Below are 23,325 nucleotides of genomic sequence, written 5' to 3'. Positions count from 1 at the left end.
CGATGCAGGAAAGCGAATACGAAGAGGTGACCGTCGACTTCGCGACCGCAGACGGGTCTGATTTCGAGGTGCGCATCACACCGCCCCCCGGCAAGCGGTTCGCGAATCTGACGACGCCCACCACAACCGAGTTTCGCGACGTGACCGGTGCGCTCTTCGATATGAAGAGAGTCATCGAGCTATGCGAGGAGTACCTGTCCGCGATGGAGAATAACGCGGCGCGCGCAGTGCAGGATGCGCTCTGGATGAGTGCGATCATCCTGTACGCACGATGCTTCAACGTCGGCGTTCGCCAGCGACTGGACACGACGGCGCTCGATGCGGTCCCCGGGCGGCCCCGGGAGGTACACCAGCATTTCCTAGATCTGCGTGACAAGTTTCTAGCGCACTCGGTCAATATCTACGAGCAGACGCCTGTGCTGGCGATCATCGACCTTGTCAACAACGACGTCGAGCGGATCGGCACGATCCACGCGTGGGCGAACCCCATGAACGAGATTGGTGCGCGGCATCTGCTGCAACTGGCGCAGGCGTTCGTGGTGGCCGGTGAGAGGCAGCGGTCGATCCTTGACCAACAGGTCGGGCGAGAGGCGCTCGCGCTCACTTCAGACGAGGTCGGAAGGCTCCCCGATTTGCAGATGATGACACCAACCGTGGCGCGGGCATCGCGTCGGCGTAAGCCCTAAGGCAGCCAGTAGCTCGGCTCGCTGCATGCAGGCGCGAAATCAGTCTGACGTGGCGGCGGCGGCGGTTTAAGCAGGCGGATGGGCGGAAAGCGCCCAGCGTCTTCCATGCCGCGGCCGATGCGCACCGGAGGGGCACGCGGACGCCACGGCTGTCGTCGATCGGTCCTGTCGCGGCTGAGCTCAGCGGCGACGTGCGACCCGGCACCCCTCAGGCTTGCGAACGCATAACTTCGGCGGCAGCAGGTGCGCACGAGGATCGCGTCCGGGCGCGTCCTCCCTGATGTGGACCGGGCGTTGCGCGGGATGTCGGAGCATACGTCTAAGCTCCTTCTGAGCACGTAGCCGCGTTCTGTGCGCACGGGAGTTGTCGAATCCGAAACAAGAGTCGAAGGAGGCGGGACATCGAACATCTATCTGAGGTAGTGAAAATACTCGAAGGGGCGCTGCGTCATAACCCTCGTCAGGCGGTTGACTACGCCCTACTCCTAGCCGAGAAGCTTGATCGGTCTGGGGCTGGACGTCAGGCCTCCCTGGTTCGCTCTGTGCTCAGTAAGGCGCCCGCCCAGGCGGTGGCGAACTCCGCCGCACGCCTTCCGATGGATGACGAGAGTCGGCTTGCGACGGTGGATATCACTTCCCCGGGCGATCAGACGGCGGAACTAGTTTTGCCGCCGTACACCCAACAGTTGGTGCAGGACTTCCTCGCATCCGTTCACGCCTTTGACAGGCTGCAGGCTAGAGGGGTGGCGGTGTCGAACCGGCTTCTCATTCATGGCCCTCCCGGTACTGGAAAGACGACGATCGCGCGTGTGGTGGCGGAAAGATTGCATCTCCCACTGGTGACTACTCGAAGCGACACACTCGTTTCCTCGCTACTTGGCCAGACAAGCAAGAACATCCGTCAAGTTTTTGATTACGCGAGTCAGGCACCTTGTGTGCTCTTCTTGGACGAGTTCGATGCTCTCGCGAAGAACCGCGCGGACTCGCACGAGATCGGTGAGCTTCAACGTGTTGTGATCGCGCTGCTGCAGAACATGGATGCGCTCAGCGCCTCCACTGTTCTGGTCGCTGCGACAAACCATCCGCAGTTGCTGGACGCGGCGGTGTGGCGACGGTTCCCGCACAAAATTCAGACTGAGCTCCCCGGCCTGGAGGAACGCAAGCTGCTGTGGCTCAGTCGCATCGGAGATCTTGAGCTCTCCGAGAAGCAAGCGGCTCGTCTCGCGGCCGGATCCGAGGGCCTCTCGCCCGCGGCGATCGAATCCGCGGCGTTTGACGTGGCACGGGACGCAATTCTGAACGGCTACGACTCAGTCGACCTGGTGCGTGCCTTCCGTCGACTGGCGAGGTTCGTGCGATATGAAGAGTTCGACCTGTTCAACGAAGAAGCGAACGAGATCCAGTTTCTGCGCCGATGGGCCCCCGACGTGTTCACGATGAGGGCGTTGGCATCGACCTTCGAAACCAGCACTCGTCGTGTCGGGATGATCCTCACGGGAGCCAAGAATGACCGAGCTGAATCCGATCCTTCTGCTGCCCTACACGAGGCAGGAACTACGACCTAAGCAGGGTGGCGGTAGTTCGCCGGAACCGCTCGTTGACATTGGCACTGCCTTTCGCCAGGAGGTCGCTTCGCGACTTGATGGTCTGGCGGCTGTCGCGGACGCACATAATGCGACACCCGAGCGTCCACTTCCGGTCAAGATTAGGTTGCACGAACGAGCCCTCGCAAAGTCGAACCGTCCGTATGCACTGCTGAACGCGCACGCGCTCCCGGTCGAAGCCGTAGACCGAATCGGCGAGTTGGTGGTAGGCGCGACCGGGAGCAACCTGAGGAGCCTCGCGTCGACCGTCGAGGGCGCGACCTCAAAGGCAGATCGCTATGCGATATCTACCCTGGCTGCGATTGAATCGTGGGATCTCTCGGACATCTTTGGCGTCGAGGATTTGGAAGCTGCGGCAGCTCTCGTTGAACAGGCGCGAACGTCAGGTCGACACTTGAAGATCACGCTGTTTCCGTGGATGGAAATGCACCTCTCGCCCGAGACGATGATCGAGACCGATCATGAGGGACAACTGCAGGCGATAGTTCCGGCAGTCAAGGAGCTCGCGCAGTCGTATGTACGCGACGCCAATGTCGAGCTCTATTCCGCGATGGTCGCTACGAGTCGTCCGGTTATCTACGCGATGCCTACGGAGCTGACGACCGTCCAGGCGCTGATCTCTATCCCGGGTGTCAGGAAAATCGGCATCGCTGATGAGTTCACCACCGGGCTCGACAGCCAGCCCGAGTTTTACTCACCTGTGCGCCCCTTTGCGTCGACCGAGATGCGCGAGAGAAGCACAGATGTGCCAGTGGTTGGGGTTCTCGACACCGGGGTGAGCGCTGGGCACCTGGACCCTTGGGTAGCCGATCGCGTTACTTACGTCGTCGGTGCTGAGCGGGACCCCGGACACGGTACATTCGCCGCGGGCCTCGTGGTTGATTCGCGCGGACTCAATGACGGCGATGGCTCATTTCCCGACGACACAGCGGCGATCGTTGATGCACAAGTGATGCCTGGCGGTGGAATATCTGAGGCCTTCCTCCATGAGCGCGTGGTGGAGGTCGTCACTGACCCGCGCATGGGGCACGTGAAGGTCTGGAATTGCTCCTTCGGGAGTCGTCGCGTCGGAACTCCGGAGTACGGAACGTTTGCTCAGGAGCTCGATGCGATCTCTGCGGAGCAGGGCGTGCTGTTCGTGATTGCGGCAGGGAACTATACGGATGGTCCTGAGCGGGGTTGGCCACCGGCGGCGGGGAGCGCGCTTGAAGATCGCATCAGCAGCCCGGCGGAAGCAGTTCGGGCGCTCACCGTCGGGGCGCGGGCCCATAGAGGCGGCCGGGTCAGCGCGGGCGCCCCCGCTTCCTACACGCAGCGCGGCCCCAACTTCGCGGCCCACATCAAGCCGGAGCTCTGTCACTGGGCTGGTGATGTTTCGGCTACAGGCGAGCTTGACGGGTTCGGGGTTCGGTCCCTTGTGCCTTCTGGTGAGCTGGCTGAATCGGTGGGAACATCCTTCGCGGCGCCACAGGTGAGTTCCATCGCTGCGAATACCTGGCAGATCCTCGAACAGAGCGGCGCGGTGCAGCAGGTCACGCCAGAGCTAGTCAAGGGCCTGCTCGTGCATTCGGCGGCGCTGGCGGATACGTCAACGGAGGCCGAGTACAGGGATTACTACGGGTGGGGCGTACCGCCTGAGTCGGCTGAGGTGCTCGGAAACGGGGCTGGGTCGTTCACAACGGTTCACGAAGTGGTGCTCACTCCCGGTAGCACTTGGCTGAAGGCTCCCTTCCCCGTGCCGGATTGCCTAATCACTGACGGCAACAAGTTCCGCGGCGAGGTCTTCCTTACGATTGCGTATTCACCGCCGATCGACCCCGCGTTCGGAGCCGAGGCAGTGCGCTACGAGGTCGATGGCGGCTTCGGTTCGATGATGATGTCGCCGAAGGGAACTCTCGAGTTCAAGTCGATCACCCCGGGCGAACGACCGAACTCAGAGCTTTGGGAAGCAAGTCAGATCGCCGAAGGTAAGTGGGCGCCGATTAAGACTTACCGGCATCGGTATCCACGCGGAAAAGCCGGCGGCGACTGGGCGCTTCGGTTGTCGCTCACGGAGAGAGTGTCTAATGAGATCGGGCGGGAGCAGTTGGTCTACGCCATCCTCACTTTTCGCGGTCTTGAGGACGGAATGCCGGTTTATCGAAACGGAGTGGAGGCTGTGCAGCGGCTCAGTTACGAGAGCAGGGTGATGGTTCCGTCCGGCCGTATTCGTCTTCAGGCGGAGTGAAGCGCAGACCTGCTTGATCCGAGTCGTGGCGCTCCCGCTGAGGGCCGCAAGTGTGGCAAGTGGGCTGCCTGGGCGCACGGTCCACGGCTCCGCCCCGGACGAGTATCCCCATCGGCGGCATCCATGCGGCCGTGAGGATAAGCGGTTTTCGCGGACATAGGCCCCATCGACGCGATCGCTTCGCCACCCGCATCGCGGGATCGTCAGTCCCCGCGTCATCGCCGCACACCCGTCGGCGACCGTCCGAAAGCCGGTCCATAGCCGCCGGTCGGCCGACTTCGACCGCACCCACCTCGGTTGTGCGAGGGGTCGTTTTGTTTACCTCGCCCGGCGAAGGTGGCCCTGGAGGAGCGCTACTGAAACGGTTGGCCACGCCTTTGCGGTCGATCGGGTGCATCTCCAGGCGCCCGATCCGGGTTGCCTCCTTTCTGAGCTGCCGCAGAATGTGCTGGCCTCCGATTGCGTCGTGGAGCTATCCCGCCCGCCCGCGGCGACCGGGCGGCAGGAGCCCGCGCTCGCGCGCTTTCGTGACCCAGCCCTGCGCGGTAGACAAGGCGACGCCATTGATCTGCGCCATCGTCGCGCTCGGGTTCGGATCGCCCTGTTGCGTCAGTCGGCCGTGCTGCAGCGCGACCAGCTCGTAGAAGTCTGGCACCTTCTTCGGGTCGCCCAGCGGCTTGAGCAGATCGCGCTCGCTGACCTTCCGCCCCGAGGGCAGCACGATCTTGCCGCCCGTGATCGTCTCGGTGCGCTTCATTGCGAACAGCCGCTTGTTGATCGCCGCCTCGATGCGGGCGGTGGGCAGCTCGCGGAGGAGCTGGCTCGTGATCGGGTCGCCAGGGCGCCACGGCAGGTAGATCACGCCCGTGATGCGCACCTCTTCCGGTACAGCGAAGAGCTGCCGCTGCAGGCGGATCATCACGCGGGTGTGCGTTGCCTCGTGCTCGAGGTAGCGCCAGCGACCGCCGGTGGTCTCGTTCTGGTCGGAGTCCGCCGGCGCGCCCTGGTCGTCGTATCCGAGCACCGCATCGATCTGCTCGCTCGCGTCGTCGTCGCGCTCGCCGGGGAACCGGCTGGGCAGGTACCAGCCCTCGGGCAGGTCGTCGGCGACGAGCAGGCCGTCGTGGGACTGGTCACCAGGGCGAGGCGTCGAAGCGGGCATGCGTCGAGTCTAACCAGCGAACTCAGGTACTTGCCACAATATGCGCACCGATGATATTCTCAGGTACTTGCAAATAGCCGCGCTTGCGCTCGCATGTACGAGATGCCAACACGGCGGTGCAACAGCCGAAGGGGAGCGTCATGGTCGACACTGCATGGAGGGTCGAGTACCTGAGCCGAGTCGAGGCGGCGGAGCGATGTCGCATCCCGGTCTCGAGCTTCGACAAGCTGCGTCACGACGGACTGATCCCGGAGCCCGACGCGCGCATGGGCAAGCACCTGCTCTGGAGCGCCGACACGATCGACGAGCTGCTCGCCCGGGGCGGCACGGAGCACTGATGGCCGGGCGGCCGACCCGCGATACCCCGACCCGCGTCGATCCGCGCACGGGCCGCCCGCTCCCTGAGGGCATCCGGTGGCGCGCCGACCGGCAGCGGTACCAGATCCGTGTTGTCGGTCCGAGCGTCGACGGGGGAGCGGCCGAGCGATCCCGCACGTTCCTGACGCTCGCCGAGGCCAAGCGCGAGCTGGCGAAGGCGGTCGCCGGTCGCAATCCGAATGGGTCGATGACGCTCGAGCAGTGGCATGAGAAGTACTGGCCGGCCATCGCATCATCCGTTCGTCCGGCCACCGGACGCAGCTACGGCGTGGCCTGGAGGCTGCGGGTGAAGCCGAGCCTGGGCCGACACCGGCTTGAAGACATCACCTCGCCGATGATCGAGTCGGCGATGGTCGCGTGGTCCGGCGGAGCATCCGCCAAGAACGATGCGCTCGCGGTGCTCTCACGCCTGCTCGACGGCGCGCGCCGGTCGCGCTTCATTGACTACAACCCGGCACGCGAGGTCAAGCGTCCGAGCATGCGCGAATCCATCTCGCCGGTCTCCCGCGCGCTCACGCTCGATCAGATCCAGACGCTGCTCGACCTCGTTCCCGAGGGCGCCTACCGCGGCTACCTCGCGGCGCTCGTCTACACCGGCATGCGGGCCGGGGAGGCGACCGCGCTGCGCGTCGGCGACGTCGACTTCGAGCGCGGCATCATCCGCGTCAGCCGATCGCTGAGCCCAGGCCAGCGCGGCGAGCTGATCGAGCAGTCGCCGAAGAGCCACAAGTCCCGCGACGTCCCGCTGATCGACGCGCTCCGTCCGTACGCCGAAGCCGCCGCCCGAGGCAAGCAATCGAGCGACCTGCTCTTCGCCGGACCCGACGGCGGCCGGCTCACCAACCACAACGCGCGCCGCGGCGCCGACTGGGAGACCCTTCGCGAGGCGATCGGCCGACCCGACCTGCGCATCCACGACCTCCGGCACACCTTCGCGACCATCCTCTTCGACGCCGGCGCCAGCGCTCCTGACGTGCAGGCGACCCTCGGGCACTCGAGTCTGCAGGTCACCGAGCGCTACTCGCGAGCCCGCGAAGGCTTCGCACTCCGTGCCGGTGCAGCCCTGAACGACGCGCTCAAGAGTGCGGGCGCCGAACCACCGAAACGAACCAGACGGCGGGCCCCCGCCGACCTTAATGGCACATTAATGGCACGGCCCCGCGAGCGGCCCGGCGAAATCGCCCGCTGACACAAGAAAACCCCCGGTTACCGGGGGGTTTCAATGGTGGCTCCGACCGGCATCGATCCGGTGACCTTTCGATTTTCAGTCGAACGCTCTACCAACTGAGCTACAGAGCCGAAGCATCGCAGTGACGCCTCATTTAAAGGGAAAGCCCCTTCTTTCGAAAGGGCTTGTCGCCTCAGCGACCCTGACGGGACTTGAACCCGCGACCTCCGCCGTGACAGGGCGGCACGCTAACCAACTGCGCTACAGGGCCATACTCAACCATTGTACTGGTCAATTCTGTATTCAATTTTCCGGTGACCCCAACGGGATTCGAACCCGTGCTACCGCCGTGAAAGGGCGGCGTCCTAGGCCACTAAACGATGGGGCCGGATCGGCCACCAGGCGATGACCACCGACGCATAAGCATACGCATGATCGCCCGGGATTGGCAAAACGGCCCCGGCGCCCGGGCGCGCCCCCCATCCGCGCCGATTCCGCGACTTGCGCCGGATGTTCCGAAGCGTCCGCCGCCGCGGGGATAACCTCGCCACGGCGGAGGCCCGCTCGGTGCTCAACGGCACCGTGCCGCTGTTGTTACTGTTAAAGGAGTGACCAGAGTGATCATCGCCCCGATGATCGAGATGGGGAACCACATGAAACGCAGCGAAGCCGGCCTCGAGCACCGCTTCCGCACCGCCCGGCGGAGCCGTCGACGGCTGCGCCTCGGAGCGCTCGCCGCCGCGTTCGCCCTCGTCCTCAGCGCGTTCGTCGCGAGCCCGGCCGCGGCCACCGACTATCCCAGCTGGGACGACCTGCAGAAGGCCAAGGCCAACACCGCGGCCGCAGCGGATGCCGTGGCCAACATCCGCGCGCTCATCGCCCAGCTGCAAGACAACGTGGTCGCGACCCAGGCGGAGTCGGTCAAGCGCGCGAATGAACTGCAGGAGGCGCAGGACCGCTACGACGACGCCGTGCGCCGCGCCGACGCCATCCAGGCCCAGGCCGATGAGAGCAAGGCCAAGGCGGATGCCGCGGCCAAGCAGGCGGGCCAGCTCGCCGCCCAGCTCTATCGCACTGGCGGCACCGACCTCTCGGCGAACCTCGTCTTCGACGCCAAGTCCGGCGCCAAGGGCACCGACAAGCTGCTCTCCAAGCTCGGCAGCATGAGCAAGCTCGTGCAGCGCAACAGCGACGTCTACGCTGCCGCCAATGCCGCGGCGAACACCGCATCCCTGCTCGGCAAGCAGGCCAAGATCGCCCAGGACGAGCGCGAGAAGCTGCGCATCGCCGCGGAGCAGGCTCTGGATGCGGCGGTCGCCGCGCAGAAGGCGGCCGAGCAGGCGCTCGCCGAATCGCAGGCCCAGAGCATCGTGCTCGACCAGCAGCTCAAGTTCATGCAGGACACCCAGGCGCAGGTCGCCGTCGACTACCAGAAGGGCGTCGAGGAACGTGCCCGTCTGGCTGCCGAGGCGGCGGCCCGCGCCGCAGCAGCGGCTGCGGCATCCGGCGGGGGACCCGGCGCCGGGCTCTCGGGCGGCTGGATCAGCGACCAGGGTTGGGCGGTGCCCGCCGGGGGCCGCATCACCGACGGCTACGGTCCGCGCCCGGTCATCTGCAGCGGCGGGGCGTGCAGCGGCAACTTCCATTACGGCGCCGACATCGGCGCCGGGTGCGGTGCTCCCATCTACGCCGCCAACGGAGGCACGGTCGTCTACGCCGGCCGCAACGGCACCTATGGCAACTGGGTGCAGGTGGATCACGGCGGCGGCATCCGCACCGGCTACGCGCACATTCGCGACGGCGGCATCTTCGTGCGCGTTGGGCAGCACGTCGACGTCGGCCAGAACATCGCCTCCGTGGGCATGACGGGTGCGGCCACCGGATGCCACCTGCACTTCGAGGTGTTCCAGAACGGCACGCGCATCAACCCGTTCACGTTCATGGCGAACGTCGGAGCCCCTCTTGGCTGAGCGTCGTCGCCGGCCCAAGCCCGTCGTGCTGCTGTCGGCCGTCGCCGCGGCGGGAGCGGTGACCGCCTCCATCGGCATCGTGGCGCCGGCGTTGGCCGACCCCGGCTACCCGTCGTGGGATGACATCCAGAACGCGAAGAAGAACGAGGCCTCGAAGAAGACCGAGATCGACAACGTCACCGCGCTCATCACCAACCTGCAGGCTGTTGCCGACGAGGCATCGCGCCAGTCGATGATTGCGGCCGAGAAGGTACGGCAGGCGCAGGACGCCCTGACCGCCGCCACCGAGCGCGAGGCCAGCATCCGTACGCAGGCGGATGCCGCGGCCGAGAAGGCGAAGACCTCGAAGATGCGCGCCGGGCTGCTCGCTGCCCACCTGGCGCGGCAGGGCGGCAAGGAGTTCTCGGTCGACCTGTTCCTGAACGGCGACGAGGCGAGCGACCTGCTGCACCGCCTCGGCGCGGTCTCCAAGCTCAGCGAGCAGTCCCAGCAGATCTATCGCGATGCGCTGCAGGACCGCAACACCGCGTCGTCGCTCGCGGAGCAGGCGGATGCCGCGGCCAAGGAGCGCGAGAAGCTCGCCGCAGCGGCGAAGCAGGCCTCCGAGGCGGCGGATGCGGCAGCGAACGCCGCGCAGACGGCCGTCGCGAACCAGCAGGCCAAGAGCGATGAGCTGTTCGCTCAGCTCGCGAGCCTGAAGGACACCACCGCCGACCTCGAGCGCGAGCGCGCCCAGGGTATCGCCGCCGAGGAGGCAGCACGGGCCGCTGCTGCGGCTGCCGCTGCTAAGGCCGCGGCCGAGGCGGCTGCCGCGAAGGCGGCGGCCGACGCCGCTGCCGCAGCCGCTGCCAACCAGAACCACGGCGGTGGTGGTTCGGGTGGCTCGGGCGCCTCGAGCGGCGGATCGGCGTCAGCGCCGCCCCCGCCCCCGCCACCGGCCTCCAACGGGAACGTCGTCGAGACGGCCATCTCGTTCGCCTCGGCCCAGCTGGGCAAGCCGTACAGCTCGCCCGGCGACAGCCGAAACACGTGGGACTGCTCCGGGCTCACGAAGTCCTCGTACGCGTACGCCGGCGTCTACATCGGCACGCATTCTGCGACCGACCAGTACAACACCATGCGCTCTCGCGGCCGCCTCGTGCCCTACTCGCAGCGCCAGCGCGGCGACCTCATCTTCTGGGGAAGCGGCGGAGACTACTACCACGTGGCGATCTACCTGGGGAACAACCGCATCCTCGAGGCGCCCGACTACGGCAAGAACGTGCGCGAGTACTACATCTGGGGCGCGGGCGACGTCGCCGGCTACGTAGGTCGGCCGGGTTGATCCGCCGCTGAGCCGCGCCCGACGAAGCGCCCACAGGCAGAGAAGTGGCCGCATCCGCCCGCGAACCGCGGGAGCCGGATGCGGCCACGTCGCATCTGGGGGTCAGTGACCCGGGTACGCGTCGATCGAGCGCTGGATGATCTCCTCGGCCTGCGCGGCCGTGCCCCAGTTCTCCACCTTGACCCACTTGCCGGGCTCGAGGTCCTTGTAGTGCTCGAAGAAGTGCTTGATCTCGTTGCGCACGTGCTCGGGAACGTCGTCGACGTCCTGGATGTGGCTCCAGCGGGGGTCCGTAGCGGGAACGCAGACGACCTTGGCGTCGCCGCCGGCCTCATCCGACATGTCGAGGTAGCCCACGGGACGCACCTTGACGCCCACGCCCGGGTGGAGGGGGTACTCGAGCAGCACGAGCGCGTCGAGCGGGTCGCCGTCGTCGGCCAGGGTCTTCTCGAAGTACCCGTAGTCGACGGGATAGACGAAGTTCGTGAACAGCACCCGGTCCAGGTACACCCGGCCGGTCTCGTGGTCGACCTCGAACTTGTTGCGGCTGCCCTTAGGAATTTCGATGACGACGTCGTATGCGCCCATGGCTGATCTCCTCGTTGTGAAAGTGCGGAATAAGGTTACTGGATGCCCTTCCCGCCCGGTCCGGACGAGCGTCGGCCCCGACTGACGCCCGCCATCGCCGACGTGCGTCGCGCCGTGCGCGCGTGCCTCGCCGACCTCGGATCGACCGAGGGGCCGGTGCTCGTCGCACTCTCGGGCGGCCCGGACTCGCTCGCCCTCGCGGCGGCGACGGCCTTCGAGGCGCCGCGAGCCGGCATCCGTGCCGGTGCCGTGATCATCGACCACGGGCTGCAGAGCGCGTCGGCCGAGGTGGCCCAGCGCGCGGCCGAGCAGGCGCGCCAACTCGGGCTCGACCCCGTGATCGTGCGCGCGGTCGACGTCGTCGCCGGCGCCGATGGTCCCGAGGCCGCAGCGCGCAGCGCCCGATATGCCGGGCTCGAGAGCGCCGCTCGGCAGACGGATGCGGCTGCCGTGCTGCTCGGCCACACTCTCGACGACCAGGCGGAGACCGTGCTGCTGGGCCTGGCCCGAGGGTCGGGAGGCGGCAGCCTGCAGGGAATGGCCGCCGTCGCCGGGCTGTACCGCCGCCCGCTCCTCGGCATCCGCCGCGCCCAGAGTCGGCAGTTCTGCGCCGACAGCGGCCTGTCGTTCTGGGACGACCCGCACAACGAGGATGCCGGCTACGCTCGCGTGCGGGTGCGCCGGAATGTCCTGCCCATCCTCGAGAGCGAACTCGGTCCGGGCGTCGCCGAGGCGCTCGCACGCACCGCCGAGACCCTGCGGGAAGACGCCCAGGCGTTCGAGGGCATGATCGAGGAGATCATCGAGGAGATCTGCGAACCGGCCGAGGCCGGCATCGCCGTCTCGGTCGCCGCCCTCGCGGCCAACCCCGCGGCACTGCGGCACCGCATCATCCGCCATGTGGTGCTCAGCGAGTTCGGCGTCAGCCTCTCCCGTGCCCAGACGCTCGCGGTCGCGGCCCTCGTGACCGACTGGCACGGCCAGAAACCGCTCGATCTGCCAGGCATTAGAGTGTTGAGGCAGAACGGGCGCATCGAATTCAGCGCTCTCTGACAGGCACGGAACCGGGAGCAGCGCGCATGGAAACCCACGACATCGACGGCGACCTGACCGAGATGCTCATCACGGAAGACGAGATCCGGGCCAAGCTCGCCGAGCTCGCGCGCCGCATCGAGAGCGACTACGACGGCAAGGACGTCCTGCTCGTCGGCGTGCTCAAGGGCGCCGTCATGGTCATGGCCGATCTCGTGCGCGAGCTGCGCATCCACGCCAACATGGACTGGATGGCCGTCTCGAGCTACGGCAACGGAACGCAGTCCAGCGGCGTCGTGCGCATCCTCAAAGACCTCGACACCGACATCCTCGGGCGCCACGTGCTCATCGTCGAGGACATCATCGACTCGGGCCTCACCCTGAGCTGGCTGCGCCAGAACCTCGAGTCCCGCGGGGCCGCCTCCGTCGAGATCTGCGCACTGCTGCGCAAGCCGGATGCCGCGAAGGTCGACGTCGACGTGCGCTACCTCGGCTTCGACATCCCGAACCAGTTCGTCGTCGGCTACGGACTGGACTACGCGGAGCGCTACCGCAACCTGCGCGGCGTCGGCATCCTCGCCCCGCACGTCTACTCCTGAACGGGGTCGGCCGAGAGTCGCAGTGGCCCGGGAAACCGCCCGGTAGCGCCGTCAGCGAACACGCAGCCTGCGCACAGTGGCGCCGCGATACCCTCTAGACACCATGAACGTGAAGAAGATCCTGCGCGGACCCCTGATCTACATCGTGCTGGCGCTGATCGCCGTGTGGATCGGCTCGAGCCTCATTACCATGTCGGGCTTCAAGGAGGTCTCCACCCAGCAGGGTCTGGAGTTCCTGAAGGACGGCAAGGTGTCGGCGGCGAAGATCGTCGACGGCGAGCAGCGCGTCGACCTCACGCTCAGCAATCCCGACGCCAAGTACGGCGGCCAGGTGCAGTTCTACTACGTCGCCCCGCGCGGCGAAGAGGTCATCACGGCGGTCAACGACGCCTCGCCCAAGGACGGCTTCACCGACGAGGTGCCCCAGCCCAACTGGTTCCTCTCCGCGCTCGGCTTCCTGCTTCCCCTCGCCCTCATCGGCGTCTTCTTCTGGCTGATGCTCTCGGGCATGCAGGGTGGCGGCAACCGCGTCATGCAGTTCGGCAAGTCCAAGGCGAAGCTCGTCTCGAAGGAGAGCCCCAAGGTCACCTTCGACGACGTCGCCGGCGCCGACGAGGCCATCGAGGAGCTGCAGGAGATCAAGGACTTCCTGAAGGAGCCCGCCAAGTTCCAGGCCGTCGGGGCTCGCATCCCCAAGGGCGTGCTGCTCTACGGCCCTCCCGGAACCGGTAAGACGCTTCTGGCTCGGGCCGTCGCCGGTGAGGCCGGCGTGCCGTTCTACTCCATCTCGGGCTCCGACTTCGTCGAGATGTTCGTCGGCGTGGGCGCGAGCCGTGTGCGCGACCTCTTCGACCAGGCCAAGCAGAACGCGCCGGCCATCATCTTCGTCGACGAGATCGACGCCGTCGGCCGCCACCGCGGTGCCGGCCTCGGCGGTGGTCACGACGAGCGCGAGCAGACGCTCAACCAGCTGCTCGTCGAGATGGACGGCTTCGACCCCAAGACCAACGTCATCATGATCGCGGCGACGAACCGTCCCGACATCCTCGACCCCGCGCTGCTGCGCCCTGGCCGCTTCGACCGCCAGATCGGTGTGGACCAGCCCGACCTCAACGGCCGCCGCCGCATCCTCGAGGTGCATGGAAAGGGCAAGCCGCTCGCGAAGGGCGTCGACCTCGAGGTCGTCGCTCGCAAGACGCCCGGGTTCACGGGCGCCGACCTGGCCAACGTGCTCAACGAGGCCGCACTGCTCACGGCGCGCTCGAACGCCCAGCTGATCGACAACCGTGCTCTCGACGAGGCCATCGACCGCGTGATCGCCGGCCCGCAGCGGCGCACGCGCGTGATGAACGACAAGGAGAAGCTCATCACCGCCTACCACGAGGGCGGCCACGCCCTCGCAGCGGCGGCGATGAACTACACCGATCCGGTGACGAAGATCACCATCCTTCCCCGCGGTCGCGCGCTGGGCTACACGATGGTCCTTCCGCTGGAAGACCGCTACTCGGTCAGTCGCAACGAGCTGCTCGACCAGCTGGCCTACGCCATGGGCGGTCGAGTCGCCGAGGAGATCGTGTTCCACGACCCCTCGACCGGCGCATCGAACGACATCGAGAAGGCCACGTCGACGGCCCGCAAGATGGTCACCGAATTCGGCATGAGCGCAACGGTCGGCGCGGTCAAGCTCGGCCAGTCGCAGGGCGAGGTCTTCCTCGGGCGCGACATGGGCCACCAGCGCGACTACTCCGAGCGCATCGCCGAGCGGGTCGACGCCGAGGTGCGCGCCCTCATCGAGAAGGCGCACGACGAGGCCTGGCAGGTGCTCAATGACAACCGCGACATCCTCGATCGCCTCGCGGCGCAGCTGCTCGAGAAGGAGACGCTGGATCACAACGAGATCGCCGAGATCTTCAAGGACGTGCGAAAGCTGCCCGAGCGTCCGCTGTGGCTCTCGAGCGAGGACCGTCCGGTCTCCGATCGTCCGCCGATCGAGTTCCCGAAGCGCACGGCCCCCATCGATGAGGGCGCCGTCGACGGCGGGATCGACTCCGGAACGGCCGCAGCCACCGCGACGCCGCCGAGCCGCAGCCGCGCCTCGAAGCCGCGCCCGGCGACCGCGTAGGCGGCACGGGCATGGCCGGTGTCGACCGGGCGCGCATCGAGGCGGCGGTCACCGAGCTGCTGCTCGCCATCGGCGAGAACCCGGAGAGGCCCGGCCTCGTGAAGACGCCGCAGCGGGTCGCCGACAGCTACGCCGAGTTCTTCGGCGGGCTCGAGGTCGACCCGGTCTCGCACCTGAGCGACGCGGTCCCGCTCGGCACCCAGGCCGACGGGCTGCCGCAGACGAGCGATGCGGTGATCGTGCGCGGCATCGACTTCCGCTCCGTGTGCGAGCACCACCTGCTTCCCTTCGTCGGCGTCGTGCACATCGCCTACCAGCCCGGCGAGAAGGTGGTCGGTCTCGGCAAGCTCTCCGACGTCGTCGAGACGCTCTCCGCCCGACCGCAGCTGCAGGAGCGCCTGACCGAGGAGATCGCCGACGCCCTCGAGCAGGGCCTCGCGCCACGCGGCGTGCTCGTGGTGATGGATGCGGTGCACCGCTGCGTCGTCGCGCGCGGCTCGCGCCAGACGGGCAGTTCGACCGTCACGATCGCGAGCCGGGGCGGCCTGGCCGATCCCGGGCAGCGTGCGGACGTCATGGGCCTGATCGGATCGTTCCCGCGTGACTGAGAGGCCGTCGTGATCGAGCCGCCAGCGGCCGCATCCGGCAGCGACGAGGCCGGTCTGCCGCTGATCATGGGCGTCCTCAACGTCACGCCCGACTCCTTCAGTGACGGCGGTCGGTGGGCCGACACGGATGCCGCGATCGCCCACGCGCTCGACCTCGTCGACCAGGGTGCCCAGGTGATCGATGTGGGCGGCGAGTCGACCCGTCCCGGGGCGGCGCGCGTGGATCCGCAGGCCGAGCAGCACCGGGTGATCCCGGTGATCGCCGCGCTGGCCGGTGCGGGCGTGCGAGTGAGTGTGGACACCATGAATGCGGCAACGGCGGTGGCCGCGGCATCCGCAGGCGCCGCCATCGTCAACGACGTCTCGGGCGGGCTCGCCGATCCGGCCATGGCCCATGCCGTCGCCGGCCTCGACGTGCAGTACGTCGCCATGCACTGGCGGGGTCACTCCGACCGCATGAACGAGCGCACGCAGTACGGCGACGTCGTCACCGACGTGCGTTCCGAGCTCGCCGCGCGACTGGAGGCGCTGAGCGACGCCGGCATCCGCGAGGAGCGCATCGTCATCGATCCCGGACTGGGCTTCGCCAAGAACGCCGGCCACAATTGGCAGCTGCTGGCACGGCTGGACGAGTTGGGCTCGCTCGGCCGCCCCATCCTCGTGGCGGCATCACGCAAGCGCTTCGTCGGAGCGTTGCTTCCGGAAGACGCCCCCATGGCCGACCGCGACCTGCCGACCGCCGTCATCAGCGCCCTCTCCGCCCGTGCCGGGGTGTGGGGTGTGCGGGTTCACGACGTTCTCAGCACGCGTCGCGCCCTCGACGTCGTGCGGGCATGGCAAGGTGGAGCACGTGGATAACCCCCAGCCGGGCCAGCTCGACAGCATCACCCTCACCGGACTGCGCGTCGACGCCCACCACGGTGTCTTCGCGCACGAGCGCCGCGACGGTCAGCCGTTCGTCATCGATCTCACGGTCTGGCTCGATGCGGCATCGGCGGCCGAGAACGACGACCTCTCGGCGACGATCGACTACGGCACCCTCGCCATCGACGTGACGGATGCGGTGCGCCGCGACCCGGTCGACCTCATCGAGACGCTCGCGGAACGGGTGGCGGCGACCGTGCTCGCGCATCCCGCTGCCCGGAGCACCCGGGTGACCGTGCACAAACCGCAGGCCCCCATCACGGTGCCCTTCGACGACGTCGCCATCACGATCACCCGGGATCGGGCGTGACGAACGCGCTGCAGCAGGGCGAGCTGCGCGTCGTGCTCTCGCTGGGGAGCAACCTCGGCGACCGCGCCGGGGAGATCCGCGCGGCCGTCACCGAGATCGCCGACACCCCCGACGTGCGGCTGCTGGGGGTCTCGCACCTCGTCGAATCGGCCGCCCTCAAGGTGCACGGCACCGATGAACGGGCGCCGCGCTACCTGAACGCCGTCGTGATCGTCGCCACGAGCCTGGAACCGCACGCCCTGCTGCACCAGCTCGCCCGTATCGAGAACGCCCACGGCCGCGTGCGCGACGAGCGCTGGGGAGACCGCACCCTCGATATCGACATCGTCGACTACGACGGCCGGGTGCTGCACGACGATCGGCTCACCCTGCCGCATCCCCGGGCCCACGAGCGCGCCTTCGTGCTCGCTCCGTGGCTGCAGCTGGACCCGACGGCCCAGCTCGTGCAGCATGGATCCGTGGCCGACCTCCTCACCGTCGTCAGCGACGTCGTGCAGCCCTGGCCGAACGGAGCGTCATCGTGACCCGCACGCATCCGACCACCCTTGTCGCGCTCGGGCTTCTCGGCGTGGTCGCGGGCTACCTGGTGGAACTGGGTTCCGCCGCGGCGGGCAAGCCCATCTTCGTGCCGCCGCTCACGTTGGCCGTCACCCTCATCGTCATCGCGGCCGTCGTCATCGCGCTCGCGGTCCCCATCAGGCGGGCGGTCACGGGCACGTCCACGACCCGCATCGACCCGTTCCGGGCGACGCGCATCGCCGCCCTCGCCAAGGCGTCGGCCCTCGCGGGCGGTGTGCTGCTCGGCGTCGCTGCCGGGCTGCTACTCTACCTGCTCACCCGATCGGCGATCGGGTCGCTCGGGCCCATCTGGCTCGTCGTGGCGTCCGTGATCGGAGCCGTCGTGCTGATGATCGCCGGGCTCGTGGCCGAGTTCCTGTGCACGCTTCCCCCCGACGACACCGAGAAGGCCGACGAGGCGCATGCCTGAGACCCGCACGCAGCGCGTGGAGCTCGACGGCGTGCAGTGGCGCCGGGTCTCACCGACCTACCTCGTCGTCGCCATCGTCGGCCGCATCGCGTCGGCCGTCGTGGTGTGCGGGGCCGGCACCGTGCTCTGGCTCGTCGCCGGCTGGTCGTGGCTCGTGTGGGTGCTTCCGGTTCTCGCCGTCGGCTTCCTCATCGCGATCGCCCTCGAACCGCGCCGGGTGCGTTCCATCGGCTACGCGCTGCGAGCGGATGACCTCGTCTTCCGGCGGGGCATCATGTTCCAGCGCTTCGTCGCCGTGCCGTTCGGCCGCATGCAGCTCATCGACATCACCCGGGGTCCGCTCTCGCGCGCCCTCGGGCTCGCCGACCTGCGACTCGTGACCGCCGCCGCGGCGACCGGCGTGGCCATACCGGGCCTCTCCTTCGGTGATGCCGAGCGCCTGCGCGACGAGCTGGTCGCGCTCGCGGAGACGCGCCGGGCCGGGCTGTGAACCTCGCCGACGGGGAGTGGCATCGACTGCACCCCGCAACGCCGTTGCTGCGTGGCGGCATCGCCTTCGTCGCGATCGTCGGTTTCGTCATCGCCAACCTGCGTGAGCGGCTGCTCGACCTCTTCTTCGGCGTTCCCCAGTACGGGGAGGACCCGATCGATGAGATCCTGCGACGCGGCCTCGTCGGCTGGGCGCTGCTCGCCGTGTTCGTCGTGCTGGTCGCGGTCATCGTCGTGTTCTACCTGTCGTGGCGCGTGCACAGCTTCCGCGTCACCGACGAGGTGGTCGAGGTGCGCAGCGGGCTGCTCTCCCGAACCCATCGCAGGGCACGGCTGGACCGCATCCAGGGGGTGAGCATCACGCGGCCGTTGCTGGCGCGCATCTTCGGCGCCGCGAAGATCGACATCACCGTTGCGGGCAACGACGCGAACGTGCAGCTGGCCTACCTTGCTTCGCGCCAGGCCGACGAGCTGCGCCGGGAGATCCTCACGCTCGCTTCGGGCGTCGTCGCGGAGCGGCGGGCCCGCCTGGCCGCCGCGGAGCCCGGTACGGCGACCGAGATCGCGGACAGCGCCGCGACGCCGACAGCCGGCACTGAGAATGGTGTCGCCTCCGCCGCACCCGCGCGCGGACCCGGGTTCTCCGACGTCGTCCGCGACCGCGTGGATGAGTTCCTCGCCCCCGAGCTCGACCCCGATGCCGCACCGCCGGCATCCGTCGTGCGCATCCCGATCGGCCGCCTCATCGGTTCGGTGGTGCTGAACGGCTTCACGGTCTTCCTCATGGCGATGATCATCGCCATCATCATCGGCGTCGCGAACGGCGCTTACTGGCCGATCTTCGCCGTGCTGCCGGTGCTGCTCGGCGGTTTCAGCTTCTACGTCAACCGCACCACCCGCCAGCTGCGGTACTCGATCGCGGGAACACCTGACGGTGTGCGCGTGGGCTACGGCCTGCTCTCGACCAACAACGAGACGCTCCCGCCCGGGCGCATCCACGCGATCGGGGTGAGCCAGCCCCTGCTCTGGCGACCGTTCGGCTGGTGGCGGCTGCAGGTCAACACGGCCGGCCGCGGCGGCAGCGACCGCCAGAACCGCGAGAACACGACAGTGCTGCCCGTCGGCGACCGCGAAGACGTACGGCGGGTGCTCGAGCTCATCCTTCCCGCATTCACGGATGCCGGCGCCGAGGGCGTCGTCGAGATCGGCCTGACCTCGCGCGGTGGATCGGACGGGTTCGACAACGCTCCCCGGCGAGCGGCCTGGCTGCGCCCGTTCTCGTGGCGGCGTACGGGATACCGCCGCCACGCGGGGGTGCTGCTGCTGCGCCACGGCGTGCTCGCCCGTGAGCTGGCGGTCGTGCCGCTCGCCCGGCTGCAGAGCGTCGGCATGCACCAGGGGCCGATCCAACGGATGCTGCGGCTGGCATCCGTGCAGCTGCACACGGTGGCCGGACCCGTGCGCGCGGTGCTCGAGGTCGCCGACGCCGCGGTCGCACTGGCCGTCTTCGAGAGAACCGCCGCCGATGCCGTCTCCTTCGCCGGCATGGACACGAGCCACCACTGGGGGAGCGCATGAGCGAGCAGCGAGCGGGGCGACTGGGAGTGGGCATCGTCGGTGCCGGCAGGGTTGGACCGGTCCTGGGTGCCGCCCTCGGCGGGGCCGGGCACGCCGTCGTCGGCATCTCGGCGGTCTCGGCGAGCAGCAGGGACCGGGCCGAGGCGATGCTGCCGGGCGTTCCCATCCTGTCCGTGCCCGAGATCATCGAGCGCAGCGAGCTCGTCATCCTCGCCGTTCCCGACCGCGAGCTGCCCGACCTCGTCGCCGGGCTCGCGGCCACAGGCGCCTGGCAGCCCGGACAGCTCGTGCTGCACACGGCCGCGCGCTTCGGCACCGCCGTGCTCGCCCCGGCACTCGCGGCCGGCGTCATTCCGCTCGCCGTGCATCCGGCGATGGCCTTCACCGGTACGAGCATCGACATCGCCCGGCTGGCGGATGCCTGGTTCGCGGTGACCGCTCCGGCACCCGTGCTGCCCATCGGCCAGGCGCTCGTGGTCGAGATGGGCGGGGAGCCCCTCGTCGTGGCCGAGGCCGACCGCGCCGCCTATGCCGAGGCCATCGAGACGGCCGTCACATTCTCGACGTCCATCGTCGAGCAGGCGGCGAACCTGCTCGTCGGCATCGGCGTGCACAACGCCGGGCCCGTGCTGGCGCCGCTCGTGCGCTCGGCGGTCGAGGCTGCGCTCGCCCGCACCGGCGCAGGCACTACCATCGATGTGGCCGATCTCCTGGCCGACGACGACGGGCCGCAGAGCCCACCTGCGGAGCATCCATGAGCACCACCCCCGCCCTCATCACGAGCATCGAGGCCCTTCGGGCAACGACGGCCGAGGCTCACGCGGCGGGTCGCTCCGTCGCTCTCGTGCCCACGATGGGCGCGCTGCACGCCGGACATCTCGCGCTCGTCGACGCCGCCGCGGCTGAGGATCGCACCGTCATCGTCTCCATCTTCGTCAACCCGCTGCAGTTCGGCGCCGGTGAAGACCTCGACACCTACCCGCGCACCCTGGATGCGGATCTCGCGGCGCTCGCCGATCGCGGCGTAACCGCCGTGTTCGCACCGAGCGTCGCCACGATGTATCCGCACGGCCCCGTCGAGACGCGGGTGAGCGCCGGCGAGATCGGCACGCTGTACGAGGGCGCCTCACGCCCGGGGCACTTCGACGGCATGCTGACCGTCGTGGCGAAGCTGCTGAACATCGTGCGGCCCGATGTCGTGTTCTTCGGCCAGAAGGATGCGCAGCAGGTCTTCCTGGTGCACCGCATGGTGCGCGAGCTCGACGTGCCGGTCGATGTCGTGACCGTTCCGACGGTGCGCGAATCCGACGGCCTGGCCCTCTCGAGCCGCAACCGCTACCTCGATCCCGACCAGCGGGCGGCGGCGCTGACCCTGTCCGAGTCCCTCCGCGCTGCGGAAGGCGCATCCGCCGAAGGACTTGCCGAGGTGCTCGCGGAGGCCACGGCGGTATTCGGGGACCGCGACGCGGTTAAGCTGGACTATCTCGTCGTCGTCGATCCGCAGACCTTCCTGCCGATCACGGATGACGCGCACGGCCCGGCCACGGTGCTCGTGGCTGCGCGCGTCGGTACGACGCGTCTCATCGACAACACCACCATCACGCTGTAGCCCTCGCGGGCCCCGACCGGAGAGATCATGGCCGACGAGAACACAACGCCCGAGCCCACTGCCGCCGAGGTCTCGGAACGGGAGATCTCCGAGCAGAAGGCCGTGCGGCTGGCCAAGCGCGAGCGCCTGACCGCCTCGGCCGATGCCGGCGGCGGCGCCTATCCCGTGAGCGTGCCCGTCACCGACACCATCCCCGCGGTGCGCGAGCGCTTCCAGGGCCTGGAGCCCGACACCGCGACGGGCGAGACGGTGGCCCTGGCCGGCCGCATCGTGCACCTGCGCAACACGGGCAAGCTGTGCTTCGCCTCGCTGCAGTCCGGCGACGGAGCCCGCATCCAGGCGATGGTCTCACTCGGTGAGGTGGGCGAGGAATCGCTGGCCCAATGGAAGGAACTCGTCGACCTCGGCGATCACCTCTTCGTCGCCGGCGAGGTCATCACGAGCAGGCGCGGCGAGCTCTCCATCCTGGTGAAGGACTGGCGCATCGCCTCGAAGGCGTTGCTCCCGCTGCCCAACCTGCACAACGAGCTCAGCGAAGAGACGCGCATGCGCAGCCGCTACCTCGACCTCATCGCACGGGAGCAGGCGCGGCGCATCGTCGTCGACCGGGCCGCAGCCGTCGCCAGCCTGCGGCGCACCTTCGGTGAGCGCGACTACATCGAGGTCGAGACCCCGATGCTGCAGGTGATGCACGGCGGTGCCTCCGCGCGCCCGTTCGTCACCCACTCCAACGCGTTCGACACTGACCTGTACCTGCGCATCGCCCCCGAGCTCTATCTCAAGCGCGCCGTCGTCGGCGGCATCGAGCGGGTGTACGAGATCAACCGCAACTTCCGCAACGAGGGCGCCGACTCCACGCACTCGCCCGAGTTCGCGATGCTCGAGGCGTATCAGGCCTACGGCGACTACGGCTCGATGGCCGAGCTCACGCAACGCCTCATCCAGGATGCGGCGGTCGCCGTCAGCGGCTCCCACGTGGTCACCTGGGCCGACGGCACCGAATACGACCTCGGCGGCGAATGGGACCGCATCTCGATGTACGGCTCGCTCTCCGAGGCGCTCGGGCGCGAGATCACCCCCGAGACGCCGATCGCCGAGCTGCGAGCTCTCGCCGATGCCGAGGGCATCGAGGTCGAGCATCCGCTCGCGGGCAAGTACGTCGAGGAGCTCTGGGAGCACTTCGTCAAGGGCGACCTCGTGCGCCCGACCTTCGTGATGGACTTCCCGCTCGACACCAGCCCCCTCGTCCGCTGGCACCGCAGCACCGCTGGTGTCGTGGAGAAGTGGGACCTCTACGTGCGCGGGTTCGAGCTGGCGACGGGATATTCCGAGCTGGTGGACCCCGTGGTGCAGCGCGAGCGCTTCGTCGAGCAGGCCAAGCTCGCCGCCGGGGGAGACCCCGAGGCGATGCGGCTCGACGAGGAGTTCCTGCGCGCCCTCGAATTCGGCATGCCGCCCACCGGCGGCATGGGCATGGGCATCGACCGACTCCTGATGGCGCTCACGGGCCTCGGCATCCGTGAGACCATCCTCTTCCCCCTGGTGAAATGATGAATGATCAGAACAAGCTCCCCGGCGACGACGACGACAAGCGGGTCTCTCGGGGCCGGCTCCTGATCTGGGTGGTGGTCGGGGCCATCGGCCTCTACCTCGTGGTGACGGGGCTCTGGGGCGTGTTCACGAAGTGAGCGGCACTCGGACGGGGCACGCGGAATCGCCCGCGGGCAAGTAAGCTGTACGGGCTATGGACGATTTCTGGATCAACGCACTCTGGTCGCTCACCCCGACCGTGCTCGTCGGTCTGCTGTTCTGGTTCATCATGAGGGCCTTGATCCGCGCCGACCGCACGGAGCGCAAGGTCTACGGCGAGATCGAGGCAGAAGAGCGCGCAAAGCTCGGCCTCGACAAACCGGCCCGCGATAAGCCAGCGGTCTAGGGTGCATCGGGGCGGACGCAGGC

Annotated in this window: 24 protein-coding genes and 3 tRNA genes; 22 read left to right on the top strand and 5 right to left on the bottom strand. The window is 68.2% G+C overall.

The window, feature by feature from the left end:
* The first annotated feature begins 2 nt into the window (after positions 1–2).
* The 3 genes from WDJ51_RS04235 (at position 3) to WDJ51_RS04225 (ending at position 4,517) form a co-directional block, all read left to right on the top strand.
* On the top strand, positions 3–686 hold the full coding sequence (locus tag WDJ51_RS04235) for a hypothetical protein (RefSeq protein ID WP_337851181.1): 684 nt from the start codon (positions 3–5) through the stop codon (positions 684–686).
* 542 nt (positions 687–1,228) lie between these two features.
* Entirely contained in the window at positions 1,229–2,251 is a 1,023-nt protein-coding gene (locus WDJ51_RS04230) for an AAA family ATPase (protein ID WP_337851180.1), read from the top strand.
* Positions 2,193–4,517 (top strand): S8 family peptidase, encoded by a 2,325-nt coding sequence (locus WDJ51_RS04225; protein WP_337851179.1) that lies wholly within the window; start codon positions 2,193–2,195, stop codon positions 4,515–4,517. The genes WDJ51_RS04230 and WDJ51_RS04225 overlap by 59 nt, the downstream gene beginning before the upstream one ends.
* A 472-nt stretch (positions 4,518–4,989) precedes the next feature.
* On the opposite strand, the gene WDJ51_RS04220 is transcribed toward WDJ51_RS04225, so the two are convergent.
* Positions 4,990–5,679, bottom strand: a complete 690-nt coding sequence (locus WDJ51_RS04220) for a hypothetical protein (RefSeq protein ID WP_337851178.1) — start codon at positions 5,677–5,679, stop codon at positions 4,990–4,992.
* Between the two features lie 140 nt (positions 5,680–5,819).
* Between WDJ51_RS04220 and WDJ51_RS04215 the strand changes: the two genes are divergently transcribed.
* Entirely contained in the window at positions 5,820–6,017 is a 198-nt protein-coding gene (locus tag WDJ51_RS04215) for a helix-turn-helix domain-containing protein (protein WP_136710117.1), read from the top strand.
* A complete protein-coding gene (locus tag WDJ51_RS04210; RefSeq protein ID WP_337851177.1) occupies positions 6,017–7,246 on the top strand; it encodes a tyrosine-type recombinase/integrase in 1,230 nt (409 codons plus the stop codon). Before WDJ51_RS04215 ends, WDJ51_RS04210 begins: the two co-directional genes overlap by 1 nt.
* A gap of 34 nt (positions 7,247–7,280) precedes the next feature.
* Here the strand turns inward: WDJ51_RS04210 and WDJ51_RS04205 are convergent.
* From WDJ51_RS04205 to WDJ51_RS04195, 3 genes are all read right to left on the bottom strand, one after another.
* Positions 7,281–7,356 (bottom strand) — tRNA-Phe (locus WDJ51_RS04205).
* 66 nt (positions 7,357–7,422) lie between these two features.
* Positions 7,423–7,496: transfer RNA gene (locus WDJ51_RS04200), tRNA-Asp, on the bottom strand.
* Positions 7,497–7,540: 44 nt separating this feature from the next.
* Positions 7,541–7,613: transfer RNA gene (locus WDJ51_RS04195), tRNA-Glu, on the bottom strand.
* Positions 7,614–7,833: 220 nt separating this feature from the next.
* On the opposite strand from WDJ51_RS04195, the gene WDJ51_RS04190 reads away from it, so the two are divergent.
* Positions 7,834–9,195, top strand: a complete 1,362-nt coding sequence (locus tag WDJ51_RS04190; RefSeq protein WP_337851176.1) for a M23 family metallopeptidase — start codon at positions 7,834–7,836, stop codon at positions 9,193–9,195.
* On the top strand, positions 9,188–10,519 hold the full coding sequence (locus tag WDJ51_RS04185) for a C40 family peptidase (RefSeq protein WP_337851175.1): 1,332 nt from the start codon (positions 9,188–9,190) through the stop codon (positions 10,517–10,519). The genes WDJ51_RS04190 and WDJ51_RS04185 overlap by 8 nt, the downstream gene beginning before the upstream one ends.
* A gap of 102 nt (positions 10,520–10,621) precedes the next feature.
* On the opposite strand, the gene WDJ51_RS04180 is transcribed toward WDJ51_RS04185, so the two are convergent.
* The gene (locus WDJ51_RS04180) at positions 10,622–11,107 is read right to left on the bottom strand and encodes an inorganic diphosphatase (RefSeq protein WP_337851174.1); all 486 of its coding nucleotides are present in this window, start codon (positions 11,105–11,107) and stop codon (positions 10,622–10,624) included.
* 42 nt (positions 11,108–11,149) lie between these two features.
* Between WDJ51_RS04180 and tilS the strand changes: the two genes are divergently transcribed.
* From tilS to WDJ51_RS04105, 15 genes are all read left to right on the top strand, one after another.
* Positions 11,150–12,160 (top strand): tRNA lysidine(34) synthetase TilS, encoded by a 1,011-nt coding sequence (gene tilS / locus WDJ51_RS04175; protein ID WP_337851173.1) that lies wholly within the window; start codon positions 11,150–11,152, stop codon positions 12,158–12,160.
* Between the two features lie 26 nt (positions 12,161–12,186).
* Complete coding sequence (gene hpt / locus WDJ51_RS04170) at positions 12,187–12,738, top strand: hypoxanthine phosphoribosyltransferase (RefSeq protein WP_337851172.1); 552 nt, start codon at positions 12,187–12,189, stop codon at positions 12,736–12,738.
* Positions 12,739–12,841: 103 nt separating this feature from the next.
* The gene (gene ftsH, locus WDJ51_RS04165; protein ID WP_337851171.1) at positions 12,842–14,860 is read left to right on the top strand and encodes an ATP-dependent zinc metalloprotease FtsH; all 2,019 of its coding nucleotides are present in this window, start codon (positions 12,842–12,844) and stop codon (positions 14,858–14,860) included.
* A gap of 11 nt (positions 14,861–14,871) precedes the next feature.
* A complete protein-coding gene (gene folE, locus WDJ51_RS04160; protein ID WP_337851170.1) occupies positions 14,872–15,468 on the top strand; it encodes a GTP cyclohydrolase I in 597 nt (198 codons plus the stop codon).
* Between the two features lie 66 nt (positions 15,469–15,534).
* Complete coding sequence (folP, locus tag WDJ51_RS04155; protein WP_337851239.1) at positions 15,535–16,326, top strand: dihydropteroate synthase; 792 nt, start codon at positions 15,535–15,537, stop codon at positions 16,324–16,326.
* On the top strand, positions 16,319–16,702 hold the full coding sequence (gene folB / locus WDJ51_RS04150) for a dihydroneopterin aldolase (RefSeq protein WP_337851169.1): 384 nt from the start codon (positions 16,319–16,321) through the stop codon (positions 16,700–16,702). The genes folP and folB overlap by 8 nt, the downstream gene beginning before the upstream one ends.
* Positions 16,699–17,226: a 2-amino-4-hydroxy-6-hydroxymethyldihydropteridine diphosphokinase gene (gene folK, locus WDJ51_RS04145; protein WP_337851168.1), complete on the top strand. Its 528-nt coding sequence runs from the start codon at positions 16,699–16,701 to the stop codon at positions 17,224–17,226. The genes folB and folK overlap by 4 nt, the downstream gene beginning before the upstream one ends.
* Positions 17,223–17,690 (top strand): DUF3180 domain-containing protein, encoded by a 468-nt coding sequence (locus tag WDJ51_RS04140; protein WP_337851167.1) that lies wholly within the window; start codon positions 17,223–17,225, stop codon positions 17,688–17,690. The genes folK and WDJ51_RS04140 overlap by 4 nt, the downstream gene beginning before the upstream one ends.
* On the top strand, positions 17,683–18,180 hold the full coding sequence (locus tag WDJ51_RS04135) for a PH domain-containing protein (RefSeq protein WP_337851166.1): 498 nt from the start codon (positions 17,683–17,685) through the stop codon (positions 18,178–18,180). Before WDJ51_RS04140 ends, WDJ51_RS04135 begins: the two co-directional genes overlap by 8 nt.
* Complete coding sequence (locus WDJ51_RS04130; protein WP_337851165.1) at positions 18,177–19,757, top strand: PH domain-containing protein; 1,581 nt, start codon at positions 18,177–18,179, stop codon at positions 19,755–19,757. The genes WDJ51_RS04135 and WDJ51_RS04130 overlap by 4 nt, the downstream gene beginning before the upstream one ends.
* Positions 19,754–20,515: a Rossmann-like and DUF2520 domain-containing protein gene (locus WDJ51_RS04125; RefSeq protein WP_337851164.1), complete on the top strand. Its 762-nt coding sequence runs from the start codon at positions 19,754–19,756 to the stop codon at positions 20,513–20,515. Before WDJ51_RS04130 ends, WDJ51_RS04125 begins: the two co-directional genes overlap by 4 nt.
* Complete coding sequence (gene panC / locus WDJ51_RS04120; protein ID WP_337851163.1) at positions 20,512–21,366, top strand: pantoate--beta-alanine ligase; 855 nt, start codon at positions 20,512–20,514, stop codon at positions 21,364–21,366. Before WDJ51_RS04125 ends, panC begins: the two co-directional genes overlap by 4 nt.
* A gap of 27 nt (positions 21,367–21,393) precedes the next feature.
* Positions 21,394–22,917, top strand: coding sequence for a lysine--tRNA ligase (lysS, locus tag WDJ51_RS04115; RefSeq protein WP_337851162.1), 1,524 nt, complete (start codon positions 21,394–21,396; stop codon positions 22,915–22,917).
* Entirely contained in the window at positions 22,914–23,054 is a 141-nt protein-coding gene (locus WDJ51_RS04110; protein WP_337851161.1) for a hypothetical protein, read from the top strand. The genes lysS and WDJ51_RS04110 overlap by 4 nt, the downstream gene beginning before the upstream one ends.
* A gap of 56 nt (positions 23,055–23,110) precedes the next feature.
* A complete protein-coding gene (locus WDJ51_RS04105; protein ID WP_337851160.1) occupies positions 23,111–23,302 on the top strand; it encodes a hypothetical protein in 192 nt (63 codons plus the stop codon).
* Positions 23,303–23,325 lie beyond the last annotated feature (23 nt).

This window comes from Rathayibacter sp. YIM 133350 (genome assembly GCF_037404875.1).
Classification (GTDB): domain Bacteria; phylum Actinomycetota; class Actinomycetes; order Actinomycetales; family Microbacteriaceae; genus Orlajensenia.
The sequence above is the reverse complement of the archived record's forward strand: the minus strand, read 5'-3'. Positions and strand labels throughout refer to the sequence as shown.